Source organism: Microbacterium sp., assembly GCF_047606385.1.
GTDB lineage: Bacteria > Actinomycetota > Actinomycetes > Actinomycetales > Microbacteriaceae > Microbacterium.
The window spans coordinates 1-13,024 of the sequence record NZ_JASGEL010000124.1; the positions used below are offsets into that span (position 1 = coordinate 1).

Here is a 13,024-nt window from a genome sequence, read left to right on the forward strand (position 1 = left end):
CTGCCCCGGGTGCCGGGCGGCGAGCCGTGGCCCCCGGCCGCGGTCCAGGTGCCCGGGCTCGCGGTCGCCGAGCCGCCCGCGGCTCCCCACCACGCAGTCGTGGTGGCGCCGGCTGAGTCGGCACCGGATGCTGCGCCGACCGCATCCGTGGCGCCGGTCGCATCCGTGGCACCGGTGTCTGAGGCGCCTGCGCCACCGGCACCAGCGGCCGCGGCAGCGCGCGCCGTGCGCCGCGGGCTGCCGCGGATTCCGGGAGGGGAGCCCTGGCCGCCCCCGGGCGAGACATCCGCCCGGGTCGCCGGGTCGGCGGCCGAGCCCCGTGACAGCGACGTTGTCGTGCAATCGCGTAGCGAAAGTGGTGCGCGATTGCACGAAAACGGTGCGGTCGTGGGGACGCCGGATGCTGCGGGCGCTGCGCCCGGGGCCGCCGAGGGCGGATCGCCGGCGGTGCGCCGGGGTCTGCCCCGGGTGCCCGGCGGCGAGCCGTGGCCCCCGCCATCCGTCGTCCCCGCGCCTCCTCCACACCAGGATGGCGCCAGTTCCCGGGGAGGGCGTCAGGAACTTCAGGCGCCATCGACAGGAACAGGCGCCATCGCGACGGGGACGGGCGCCATCGCGACAGAGGCGGGCGCCACGGCGACGGGGACGGGGGCCACGGCGACGGGGACGGAGCGGCCCGCACGCGAGCCGGTCGACCTCAGCGTGCCGCTGCCGTTCACCCCGACGGTGTTCCCCGGCCGTTACGCCTTCACGGCGCCCGAGCCCGCACCGGAGTCGAGGCGCTACGGCCCGTTCACCCGCGGGCAGTGGCTCGGCGCTGGCCTGCTCGGCACCGTCGCTCTCGTCGGGGCCGCGGCGATGGCCGTGCTGCTGGTGCGCTGGCTCGTCTCCCTCGACGGCGTGCGCGCGTTCCTCGAGACCTACCCGGGCGTCAGCCCGCTGCCGGCGACGGCGCCGGTCGGCCTGCCGGCGTGGATCGGCTGGCAGCACTTCTTCAACGCGTTCCTGATGGTGCTGATCATCCGCAGCGGCCTGCAGGTGCGCCGCGAGAAGCGCCCGAACGCCTTCTGGACGCCGAGGTGGAACCGCAAGCGCAAGATCTCGCTCGCGCTCTGGTTCCACCAGTCGCTGGACATCCTGTGGCTCGTCAACGGCGCCGTCTTCGTCGTCCTGCTGCTGGTCACCGGCCAGTGGATGCGGATCGTCCCCACCGGCTGGGACGTGTTCCCCAACGCGGTCTCGGCGGCGCTGCAATACGCCTCGCTGGACTGGCCTACCGAGGACGGCTGGGTGAACTACAACGCGCTGCAGGTGCTGACCTACTTCGCGACGGTGTTCCTCGCGGCGCCGCTCGCCGCGATCACGGGCGTGCGCATGAGCGGCGTCTGGCCCAAGAACGCGCGGACCCTGAACCGGATCTATCCGATCGAGGTGGCGCGGAGGGTCCACTTCCCCGTGATGGTCTACTTCGTCGTGTTCATCGTCGTGCATGTGACGCTGGTGTTCGCGACCGGGGCGCTGCGCAACCTGAACCACATGTACGCGGCTCAGGATGCCGTGAACTGGGCCGGATTCTGGATCTTCGCCGCATCCCTCGTGCTGATCGCCGCCGGTTGGGTCGCCGCGCGGCCGCTCGTCCTCGCACCGATCGCGCGCCTGTTCGGCAAGGTGTCGATGCGCTGAGCGCGTCCTCTCCCCGCGAGACCGCATCCACGCGCCGAGACGGCGGGTGGATGCCACGGTCTCGGCGCGCAGATGCGGTCTCGCTGAAAGACGAGCCTGTCGCGGGCGGCTCAGCGCACGAAGCGGACCTCGGTCAGCGTCTCGCCGAGGAACGGCTCGGTGTGTGTCGCGCCGTCGAGGGCGAAGCCGTTGCGCGTGTAGAACCGGTGCGCACGCGGGTTGTCGTCGGCGACCCAGAGGTAGGCCGGCTCGCCCGCGCCGATCGCGGCGTCGAACAGCCGCTGGCCCAGCCCGGTGCCGTGGAACGCGTCGAGCAGGTAGATGAAGTACAGCTCGCGGTCGCGCGGCGCATCCCGGTCGCGGGCCGGCCCGGAGCCGACGAAGCCCACGATCTCGCCCTCGACGAGGGCGGCGCTCATGCGGAAGTCGGAGCCCTGCGCGGCCCAGTGGGTCCACAGCTCGGCGAGCCGCTTGGGCGAGACCCGCTCCAGCGCGGCCTTGCTGATCAGGTGGTCGTAGGTCTCGTGCCAGCACTGTGCGTGGACGCGGCCCAGGGCTTCGGCATCCACGTCGCGGACCGGGCGGACAACGGCGTCCGCGATCGTCTCGGGGGTCATGGCCAGACTCTACGCGTCCGCTATGCGGAGGCGAAATCGGGTCGGATGCCGCCGTCGACCGCGCACTGATACATACCTCAGTGTATATACTGAGTTGATATTCAGAATCACAGGTGGCGCTCGACGATGAGCCCCGGGAACCGGAGGAATCGTGGTCGAGACCGCTGCACGCGAACGCACCGGGATGTTCAGCAGGGAGCATCCGCGCTACAAGTGGGTCGCGCTGAGCAACACGACGCTCGGCATGCTCATGACCACGATCAACGGCTCGATCGTGCTGATCTCGCTGCCCGCGATCTTCACCGGCATCCAGCTCAACCCGCTCGAGGCGAGCAACGTGAGCTACCTGCTGTGGATGCTGATGGGCTACATCCTGGTCACCGCCGTGCTCACGATGACCTTCGGCCGCATGGGCGACATGTACGGACGGGTGCGCATCTACAACGTCGGCTTCGTGATCTTCGCGGTGTCCGCCGTCGCGCTCGTGTTCGACCCGTTCACCTCCGGCGCCGGGGCGCTGTGGCTCATCGGCTGGCGCGTCGTGCAGGCGGTCGGCGGGTCGATGATCTTCGCGAACTCGACCGCGATCCTCACCGACGCGTTCCCGGCGCGCAAGCGCGGCATGGCGATCGGCATCAACCAGATCGCGGCGATCGCGGGCACGTTCCTGGGCCTGATCATCGGCGGGATGCTGGCCGCCCTCGACTGGCGCGCCGTGTTCCTGGTCAGCGTCCCCTTCGCCGTGGCCGGGGCCATCTGGTCGTTCGTCTCGCTGCACGAGGTCGGCGCCAAGGGCGAGGGCCGGATCGACTGGCTCGGCAACATCCTGTTCGCCGTGGGCCTGGTGGCCCTGCTCACCGGCATCACCTACGGCATCCAGCCCTACGGCGACAGCTCGACCGGGTGGCTGAACCCGTGGGTGCTGGGCGCGATCATCGGCGGCGTCGTGGTGCTCGTGGTCTTCGTGCTCGTCGAGCTGAAGGTCGCGCAGCCGCTGTTCAACGTGCGGCTGTTCCAGATCAAGGCGTTCGCGTGGGGCAATGTCGCGGGCCTGCTGGCCTCGATCGGCCGCGGCGGGCTGCAGTTCATGCTGATCATCTGGCTGCAGGGCATCTGGCTGCCGCTGCACGGGTTCTCGTACGAGAGCACGCCGTTCTGGGCCGGCATCTACCTGCTGCCGCTGACGATCGGGTTCCTCGTCTCCGGGCCGATCTCGGGCACGCTCTCCGACCGGTTCGGGGCGCGGTGGTTCGCGACCGGCGGCCTGGTGCTGGTCGCGGTGACCTTCGTCGCGCTGCTGCTGATCCCGGTGGACTTCGACTACGGCGTCTTCGCCGTGCTCACCTTCCTCAACGGCGTCGGCTCGGGCATGTTCGCCGCCCCGAACCGCACCGCCATCATGAACGCGGTGCCGGCCAGCGAGCGCGGCGCGGCGTCCGGCATGACCGGCACGTTCCAGAACGCCGGTAACTCGCTGTCGATCGGCATCTTCTTCTCGCTCATGATCGCGGGCCTGGCGACGACCCTGCCGCAGACGATGTACGCCGGGCTGACCGCGAACGGCGTGGCGTCGGACATCGCGACCGAGGTGGCCGCGACGCCGCCGGTCGGCAGCCTGTTCGCCGCGTTCCTCGGCTACAACCCGATCCAGTCGATCCTGGAGCCGCTCGGCGTGCTCGACACGCTCTCGTCGACGGACGCCGCGACGCTCACCGGGCAGTCCTTCTTCCCGCAGCTGATCTCCGAGCCCTTCCACGACGGGCTGATCATCGTGTTCATCGCCGCGGCCCTGATGTCGCTGATCGGCGCGGCCGCGTCGCTGCTGATGGGGGGCAAGTACGTGCACGTCGAACACGGCGAGAAGGTCGTCATCGGCGAGCCCGCCGAGGAGCTCAGCGACGTCTGAGCCGTCCCCGCGCTGTGTTTCCCCATGCCGCAGTCGTTCATAACTCAGGCAGTTCTGCGGTATCGGCGGTGTTCGGGCCGGTTTGCGGCGGAACTGCCTGAGTTATGTGCACGGGTACGCGAGCCGCGTCTGTAGATCGGCGACAACGGAATACGACCATGGATGCCGATGCGGCTAATCTCAGCCCTCGTGAACGTGATCTGGCGGACCCTGCTGACGATCTGGCGCGCGCGGGTGCTGCTGCGCCGTGGCGGCCGGCTCGACCCGGGAGTGGTGGGTCGTATCCGGGTGCGGACCCTGCCGACGGATCTCGACCTGCTGGGGCACATGAACAACGGCCGGTACGCGTCGCTGTTCGACCTGGGCCGCTTCGACCTGCTCATCCGCACCGGCGTCTGGGACGTGCTCTCGCAGCGCGGCTGGTACGCGGTGGTCGCGAGCGAGACCATCACCTTCCGCAAGTCGCTGCAGCTGTGGCAGCGGTTCACGATCGAGTCGCGGCTGCTGGGCCATGACGACAAGTCGGTGTACCTCATGCACCGGGCCGTCGTCGGCGGCGAGATCTACGCGGAGATGATCGTGCGGTCGCGATTCCTGCGCCGGTCCGGCGGGATCGTGCCTCTCGACGAGCTGTTCGACGCGCTCCACAAGCCCGACAACCTCCCCGAGCTGGCGCCATGGGTGCTCGAGTGGGCGGTCGCCTCCGCCCTGCCGTCGACCCGCGGCCCGGCCCCGAGCGTCTGGCGCTGAGCGGCCGCGCGCTCCCGCCCGTGAGCGGGGCTCGCGCCTAGGCTGGGCGCATGGCCGCTGCATCCGACGACGACACCGCCGTGCCGCCGCTGGCAGGCCCCGCCATCGACCTCGCCCGGCGGTGGGCGCAGCAGGCGGTGGATGCCGACGTCGACCCCGCAGCGGCACGCCTGGCGGGGGTGCTGCGCGACCCCGACGGGCTGCCCTTCGCGCGCGGTTTCGTCGACGGCGTCATGCGCCCGGAGAGCCTCGCCGCCGCCGCGACGGAGCTGAACCGCATCGCCCCCCTCGTGCCCGGCTTCCTGCCGTGGCACCTGCGTCAGGCCGTGCGCGCGGGCGGCGCGATCGCCCCCGTGCTGCCGGCGCCGACGGTGCCGATCGCCCGACGTGCCCTGCGTGAGATGGTCGGGCACCTCGTGGTCGACGCCCGGCCCGACCGGCTCGGCCCGGTCCTGGCGAAGCTGCGGGCCGGCGGGTCTGCGCTGAACCTCAACCTGCTGGGCGAGGCCGTGCTGGGCGAGGCCGAGGCGGCGCGGCGGCTGGGCGCCGTCCACGCCCTGATCCGTCGCGACGACGTGGACTACGTGTCGGTCAAGGTCTCGGCGATCGCCGGCCGGGTCGCGCCGTGGGCGTTCGACGAGACCGTCGACGAGACCGTCGCCCGGCTGGCGCCGCTGTGCCGGGACGCGGTCGCCACCGGCACCTTCGTCAATCTCGACATGGAGGAGTACCGGGACCTCGACCTGACGATCGCGGTGTTCACGCGCCTGCTCGAGGAGCCCGGCCTCGACCGCGTGACCGCCGGCATCGTGCTGCAGACCTATCTGCCCGACGCCCTGCCCGCCCTGCAGGAGCTGACCGCGTGGGCACGCGGACGCGTCGCCGCCGGCGGCGAGCCCATCAAGGTGCGGCTCGTGAAGGGCGCCAATCTCGCGATGGAGCGGGTGGACGCCGTGCTCCACGGCTGGACCCCCGCCGTCTACGACACCAAGCTCGACACCGACGCGAACTACCTGCGGTGCCTCGACTGGGCGTTGGACCGCGACCGCGCGGCCGCGGTGCGACTCGGCGTCGCCGGCCACAACCTCTTCGACATCGCGTACGCGTGGCTGCTCGCGCGCGAGCGGGGCGTGGCCGACCGCATCGAGATCGAGATGCTGCTGGGCATGGCGCAGGGGCAGATGGCGGCCGTCGCCGCGACGGTCGGCGGCGTGCGCCGCTACGTCCCGGTCGTCGCCCCGGACGAGTTCGACGTGGCGATCGCCTACCTGGTGCGCCGGCTCGACGAGGCGGCCTCGGGCGAGAACTTCCTCTCCGCGGCCGAGGACCTGCTCGAGGACGACGAGCTGTGGGAACGCGAGCGCGACCGGTTCCTCGCATCGCTGGAGCGCTCGACCGATCCCGGGCTGCGCGCGGTCGCCCGCCGAGATCAGGACCGCGGCAGGATCGGCGGCGAGCCCGCGATCCTGCGCGACGCGGCGACGGGCGAGGACCGGCAGGGTCTCACGCAGGCGGTGCTGGGCATCGCGGCCGCAGCGACCGGTGACCGGCCGGACGCGCGCGCGGCCTGGTTCGGCGGCACCCCCTTCGTCGAGACCGCCGTGTACTCGCCGCGCGAGTCCGGCGAGCGCGCCGTCGGCGCGCCGGGCTTCCGCAACGCCGCCGACTCCGACCCGGCGCTGCCGGCGAACCGCGAGTGGGCGCGCGAGGTGATCGCCCGCATCCCGACCTCGGATGCCGGCGACGCCGTCGCCGACGCGGCACGCGTGACCGACCCGGAACAGCTCGATCGGATCGTCGTGGAGGTGCGCGCCGGGGCGCTGCGATGGGGGGAGCTGGCCGCGGCAGACCGCGGCACGGTGCTGCACGCGGCGGCCCGGACGCTGGAACAGCATCGCGGACTGCTCATCGAGGTCGCGGCATCCGAGACCGGGAAGGTGTTCGCCGAGGCCGACGCCGAGGTCAGCGAGGCCGTCGACTTCGCCGACTACTACGCCGCGACCGCCCGCGAGCTCGACCGGGTCGCCGGGGCGGTGTTCGAGCCGTCGCGCCTGACCGTGGTCGCACCGCCGTGGAACTTCCCGATCGCGATCCCCGCCGGCGGGGTGCTGGCCGCCCTCGCCACCGGATCGGGGGTCGTCCTCAAGCCGGCTCCGCAGGCCAGGCGCGTGGCCGCCGTGCTCGCCGACGCGCTGTGGCAGGCGGGGGTGCCGCGCGACGTGCTGCGGCTCGTCGACCTCGACGAGGACACCCTGGGGCAGGCGCTCATCGCGCATCCCGACGTCGACCGGGTCGTCCTCACCGGCGCATGGGAGACCGCGGAGCGCTTCCGCTCCTGGCGGCGTGACCTGGCGCTCGTGGCCGAGACCAACGGCAAGAACGCCATCGTCGTCGCCCCCTCCGCCGATCTCGACCTGGCCGCCGACGACCTCGTGCGCAGCGCCTTCTCGCACGCCGGGCAGAAGTGCTCGGCCGCGTCGCTGGCGATCCTCGTCGGATCGGCGGGGCGCTCGGCCCGCTTCGCCCGGCAGCTGGTGGATGCCACGACCTCGCTGCGCGTCGGGTCGCCCGCCGACCCGCGCTCCGAGGTCGGGCCGCTCATCTCGCCGCCCGGGGATGCGCTGCGATGGGCGCTGACCGAGCTCGGCGACGGCGAGCAGTGGCTGGTGCGGCCCCGGCGGCTCGACGCCGGCCCGGAGCTGGCGGACCGGCTCTGGACGCCCGGGATCCGCACCGGGGTGCTCCCCGGCTCGCGGTTCCACCTCGAGGAGTTCTTCGGTCCGGTGCTGGGCATCATGCACGCGCCGACGCTGTCCGCCGCGATCGACCTGCAGAACGCCGTCGCGTACGGACTGACCGCAGGCCTGCACACACGCGACGCCGACGACCTGCGGCTGTGGCTCGAGCACGTCGAGGCCGGAAACCTCTACGTCAACCGCGGCACCACGGGGGCCATCGTCCAGCGGCAGCCCTTCGGCGGCTGGAAGCGCTCCGTCGTGGGCCCGGGGGCCAAGCCGGGCGGCCCGAACCACCTGATCGCGCTGGGGTCGTGGCGCCCCACGAACACGGGCGCGCCCTCGCCGACCCTGCACCTGCGCGGCCTCGACTCACGGATCACGGTGCTCATCGAGGCGGCGCAGCCCGCACTGGCGTACGAGCGGTTCGAATGGCTGCGCCGCGCCGCCCTGTCGGACGCGGTGGAGTGGGATCGCGAGTTCGGGCAGGTGAAGGACGTCTCGCAGCTGCATGTCGAGCGGAACCTGTTCCGCTACCGTCCGGTCGAGGTCGCGGTGCGTGCGGTCGCGGGTGCGGGACTGACCGAGGTGCTGCGGGTCGTGCTCGCCGGCATCCGTTCCGGCGCCGGCTTCCTGCTGTCGGCGGCCGATCCGCTGCCCGCCGGTGTGCGCCGCGCGCTCGGCGAGGCGGGCGTCTCCGTCTCGGTCGAGGACGACGCGCAGTGGCTGGAGCGGGTGACGGATGCCGCGGGCCGTCCCTCGCGGGTGCGCCTGGTCGGCGCCCCGGAGCCCGTCGCGGCGCTGCGGCTGTCGCTGGCGGACGCCGTCGCCGGGGACCCGGATGTGGCGGTGTGGGCGAACCCGGTGACCACGGCGGGCCGGATCGAGCTGCTCCCGTTCCTGCGCGAGCAGGCGATCTCGATCACCGCGCACCGTTTCGGCGACCCCGACCCCTGGTCCCGAGACGTGATCTGACCGCTCGCCCACTTCCGCGAGACCGCAACGGGGCGCCGAGACCGTGGGGCCGCCCCATCCTTTCGGCGCGCAGTTGCGGTCTCGCGGGGGAGCAGGCGGGTCAGCCGCCCTGCTCCCGCAGCTCGCGGCGGGTGAGCGGGTGGCCGTCGGATGCGGTCGGCGTGGCGGCATCCGTGTGCACGCGGACGGTGCCGGTGTCCGGGCCCACCAGGGCGCCCGCCTCGGCGGCGGCGGTCTGCGCGGCGATCGCGGCGTCGTCGGCCGCCTCCTGCAGCGCCGACTTCGCCCGCAGCGGCGGGGTGCGGAAGAACAGCGTCAGCACGAACGCGAGCAGCACGACGCCGAGCGCGACGCGGTACACCACGACCGCGGAGTCGTTGAACCCGACGAGGATGGGCCTCGTCAGCCGCGGGTCGGCGCCGGTGAGGAACGACGTGTCGTCCATCACGCTGCTGTCGAAGGAGCCGCTGCCGCTCGAGCTCGCGAGCTCTTCCTCGACCGTGGGCACGATCGAGGCGACGAAGGCCTCGCGGATGTCGGCGTCGGAGAAGTCCAGCGTGACCGTGCCGTCGTCGGCGACCTGCGCGACCGGCAGCTCGTCCGCCAGCGCCGCCTTGACCGCGGCCACGGCGCTCGCGACGGCCTCCGCGGTCGCCGTCTCCTGGGCGTCTGCGGGGATCGTGCCGTCCGCGACCTGCTGCGCGACGGCATCCGTCGCCGCCTGCGTGGCGTCGTCGACCGCCGACTGCGCCTGCGCGATCGTCGCGTCCTCCAGGTTGGAGACGATCGTGTCGTAGACCGCCGACATGATGCCCGCGTTCTCGGACGCGTCGGCGACCGTCGGGTCGAGGGCGGCGTTCAGCGCGTCGGTGAGGGTCTGCTCGTCGCTGAACGCGGTCTGGATGCTGGCGGGCACCAGCGCGAACAGCAGCGAGACCAGCACGGCGGTGCCCAGCGTTCCGCCGATCTGACGGAAGAACGTCGAGGCGCTCGTCGCGACGCCCATGTCGCGCAGCCCGACCGAGTTCTGGCTCGCGATCGTGAGCGTCTGCATGAGCTGGCCGAGCCCGAGGCCGAGCAGCAGCATGGCACCGGCGAGGAACCAGTACGAGCCGTCGGCGTGCAGGAACGACAGCCACACGTATCCGCCCGACAGGAACAGCGTGCCCAGGATGGGGAAGATACGGTACCGGCCGGTGCGGGCGATGATCTGGCCGCTGACGATCGAGGCGATCATCAGGCCGAGGATCATCGGCAGCATCTGGAACCCGCTCTCGGTGGGCGTCGCCCCGAGCACGATCTGCAGGTAGAGCGGCAGCGTGAGCATGGCGCCGAACATGCCGAAGCCGACGAACACGCCGATGACGGTGGCCATCGAGAAGGTCGAGGAGCGGAACAGCTTCAGCGGGATCAGCGCGTCGTCGCCCATCGCGCGCTCGACCAGCACGAAGGCCAGCACGCCGACGGCGCCGACCACGTAGCATCCGATCGACCAGGGCGACGTCCAGCCCCACTCGCGGCCCTCCTCCGCCACCAGCAGCAGCGGCACCAGGGCGACGATGACGGAGGTCGCCCCCCACCAGTCGATGCGCACCGAGTCACGCGGATGCCGGGGGATGTGCAGGAACATCGTGACGATGATCAGCGCGATGATGCCGATCGGGACGTTGACCAGGAACACCCAGCGCCAGCCCGCGATCCACAGGATCTCCGGGGTGCCCGAGAACAGGCCGCCCACGAGCGGGCCGATGACGCTCGAGACGCCGAAGACGGCGAGGAAGTATCCCTGGTACTTGGCGCGTTCGCGCGGGGCGAGGATGTCGCCCATGATCGCCAGCGGCATCGACATCAGACCGCCCGCGCCGAGGCCCTGGATCGCGCGGAACACGGCCAGCTCCACCATCGACTGCGAGAACGAGGCGAGGATCGAGCCGACGATGAAGACGAGGATCGCCAGCAGGAACAGCGGACGCCGGCCGAAGATGTCGGAGAGCTTGCCGTAGATCGGCGTGGCGATCGTGGAGACGATGAGGTACGCCGTGGTCACCCACGCCTGCAGGCTCAGGCCGTTCAGGTCGTCGCCGATGGTGCGGATCGCGGTCCCGACGATCGTCTGGTCGAGGGCCGAGAGGAACATCCCGGCCATGAGGCCGAAGATGACCAGCAGGATGGCGCGATGCGTCATCACCGGCTGGTTCGGATGCTTCGTCGCGTGTGCAGCGCTGGACATGGATCCTCGCAGGGGGGTGGGGGGATGTTGACAGCCCGCAACGAGCGGAACGTCTTATCGTACGCCCTGCGCGTCCGCGAGAGCGTCGGCGTCCGCGTGCGAGACTGGTGACGCGTCCGCGTCCGTCCTCTGCGAGGAGCCGAATTGACAGCAGTCCGCGCCCTCCGTCGGCGTTCGTATCTCATGTGCCGGCCGGAGCACTTCACGGTCAGCTACTCGATCAACCCGTGGATGGAGCCGGCCCGCCCGACCGACACGGCCAAGGCGGTGCGGCAGTGGCAGACGCTGCACGACGCCTACGTCGCACTCGGGCACGAGGTGCACCTGATCGACCCGGTGCCGGGGCTGCCCGACATGGTGTACACCGCCAACGGCGGCTTCACGATCGGCGGCGTCGCGTATGCGCCGAAGTTCCGGTTCACCGAGCGTGCGGGCGAGGAGGGGCCGTTCTCGGACTGGTTCGCGGCCCACGGGTTCGAGGTCGCGGTGCCGGCCGAGACCAACGAGGGGGAGGGGGACTTCCTGCTCGCCGGGTCCGTGATCCTGGCCGGCACCGGCTTCCGCTCCGCCGGAGACTCGCATCTCGAGGTCGGCTCCGTGTTCGACCGGGAGGTCGTCTCGCTCACGCTCGTCGACCCGCGGTTCTACCATCTGGACACCGCGTTGAGCGTCCTCGATCCCGTCGTCGACGACGGCGCCGAGGCGACCATCGCGTATCTGCCCGGCGCGTTCGACGCGGCGAGCCAGGACGTGCTGGCCGCGCGGTTCCCCGACGCCATCCGGGTCTCGGACGCCGACGGCGCCGTGTTCGGGCTGAACTCCGCGAGCGACGGCCGGCACGTGTTCGTCTCGCCGCGCGCGCCGGGCTTCGCCGCGCAGCTGCGCGAGCGCGGCTACGAGCCGGTGCCCATCGACCTCTCCGAGCTGCTGCTGGGCGGCGGCGGCATCAAGTGCTGCACGCTGGAGCTGCGGCGCTGACCCCCGCTCGCGCGCCTCGCCGCGCGCGCCGGTGCTTTCTGCGCGAGAGATGGCGCCAGTTCTTGACGATGGCGCCACTAGTTTCAAGCGCCATCGTCAAGAACTGGCGCCATCGTGCGAAGGGCGGGGCTCAGGCCACCGTCACGCGGATCTCGTGCCACCCGGTCGCGCCGTCGGGCGCGGGCGGCGCGACCACGGCGGTCTGCGTCTGACCGTCGGCGTTCGTCGCGCGGCAGCGGATGGTGTGCGCCCCGGATGCCGGCTCCCACGGCAGCGTCCACTGGACCCAGGTGTCGTCGGAGATCGCCGTCGCCAGCGTCGCCTCCTGCCAGGTGCTGTCGTCGACCCGCACCTCGACCGCGGCGACCCCGGTGTGCTGCTGCCACGCGACGCCCGCGATGACGGCGGATCCGGCATCCACCGTCGCCCCGCTGCGGGGCACGTCGATGCGAGAGGCCAGCTTGATGGGCCCGCGCTCGGACCAGCCGCGGTCCGTCCAGTAGGCGGTCGCGTCGGCGAAGCGGGTGACCTCCAGGTCGACGACCCACTTCGTCGCCGACACGTAGCCGTAGAGGCCGGGGACCACCATCCGCACCGGGAAGCCGTGCGCGATCGGCAGCGGGTCGCCGTTCATCCCCACCGCGAGGATGGCGTTGCGGTCGTCCGTGAGGGTCTCCAAGGGGGTGCCGGCGGTGAAGCCGTCGACCGAGGTCGAGAGCACCATGTCGGCGTCCGCGTCGGGCACCGCCTCCGCGAGCAGCTCGCGGATCGGGTAGCCGAGCCACAGGGCCGTGCCAACGAGGTCGCCGCCGACCTCGTTGGACACGCAGGTCAGCGTCGTCACGCTCTCCTCGAGCGGCAGCGCCAGCAGCTCGTCCCAGCTGAGCGTCACCTCGTTCGCGACGAGGCCGTGGATGCGCAGGCTCCAGCTCGCCGGATCGACCTCGGGCACCACGATCGCGGTGTCGATGCGGTAGAAGTCGCTGTTGGGCGTGATGACCGGGCTGAGCCCGGCGATGCCGAGCTCGGCGCTCGCGGGCACCGTCGCGGTGCGCACGGCCGCCGGGAGGCTCAGCGCGTCGCGCACCGCCGTGACGGCGCGGCTCGTCGCACGCAGCGCCGTGCCGCCGATCGCGGCAGCACGCCGAGC

8 protein-coding genes are annotated in these 13,024 nt (G+C 72.0%); 5 read left to right on the forward strand and 3 right to left on the reverse strand.

What is annotated here, in order from left to right; all coding sequences use genetic code 11:
• Window positions 1–702: 702 nt before the first annotated feature.
• A complete protein-coding gene (locus QM626_RS12110) occupies window positions 703–1,683 on the forward strand; it encodes a cytochrome b/b6 domain-containing protein (protein WP_415077203.1) in 981 nt (326 codons plus the stop codon).
• Window positions 1,684–1,793: 110 nt separating this feature from the next.
• Here QM626_RS12110 and QM626_RS12115 read toward each other — a convergent pair whose 3' ends face one another.
• Entirely contained in the window at window positions 1,794–2,300 is a 507-nt protein-coding gene (locus QM626_RS12115; RefSeq protein WP_415077204.1) for a GNAT family N-acetyltransferase, read from the reverse strand.
• A 151-nt stretch (window positions 2,301–2,451) separates the two neighbouring features.
• On the opposite strand from QM626_RS12115, the gene QM626_RS12120 reads away from it, so the two are divergent.
• From QM626_RS12120 to QM626_RS12130, 3 genes are all read left to right on the forward strand, one after another.
• Window positions 2,452–4,206: an MFS transporter gene (locus tag QM626_RS12120; RefSeq protein ID WP_415077205.1), complete on the forward strand. Its 1,755-nt coding sequence runs from the start codon at window positions 2,452–2,454 to the stop codon at window positions 4,204–4,206.
• A 189-nt stretch (window positions 4,207–4,395) separates the two neighbouring features.
• Window positions 4,396–4,956, forward strand: a complete 561-nt coding sequence (locus QM626_RS12125) for an acyl-CoA thioesterase (protein WP_415077209.1) — start codon at window positions 4,396–4,398, stop codon at window positions 4,954–4,956.
• Window positions 4,957–5,006: 50 nt separating this feature from the next.
• A complete protein-coding gene (locus QM626_RS12130; protein WP_415077206.1) occupies window positions 5,007–8,666 on the forward strand; it encodes a proline dehydrogenase family protein in 3,660 nt (1,219 codons plus the stop codon).
• A 100-nt stretch (window positions 8,667–8,766) separates the two neighbouring features.
• On the opposite strand, the gene QM626_RS12135 is transcribed toward QM626_RS12130, so the two are convergent.
• The gene (locus tag QM626_RS12135; protein ID WP_415077207.1) at window positions 8,767–10,896 is read right to left on the reverse strand and encodes an MDR family MFS transporter; all 2,130 of its coding nucleotides are present in this window, start codon (window positions 10,894–10,896) and stop codon (window positions 8,767–8,769) included.
• A 183-nt stretch (window positions 10,897–11,079) separates the two neighbouring features.
• Here QM626_RS12135 and ddaH point away from each other — a divergent pair, with 183 nt between their 5' ends.
• Window positions 11,080–11,874, forward strand: a complete 795-nt coding sequence (ddaH, locus tag QM626_RS12140) for a dimethylargininase (RefSeq protein WP_415077210.1) — start codon at window positions 11,080–11,082, stop codon at window positions 11,872–11,874.
• A gap of 130 nt (window positions 11,875–12,004) precedes the next feature.
• On the opposite strand, the gene QM626_RS12145 is transcribed toward ddaH, so the two are convergent.
• Window positions 12,005–13,024: molybdopterin-dependent oxidoreductase (locus tag QM626_RS12145; RefSeq protein ID WP_415077208.1), on the reverse strand; the 1,020-nt coding region annotated here is incomplete at its 5' end.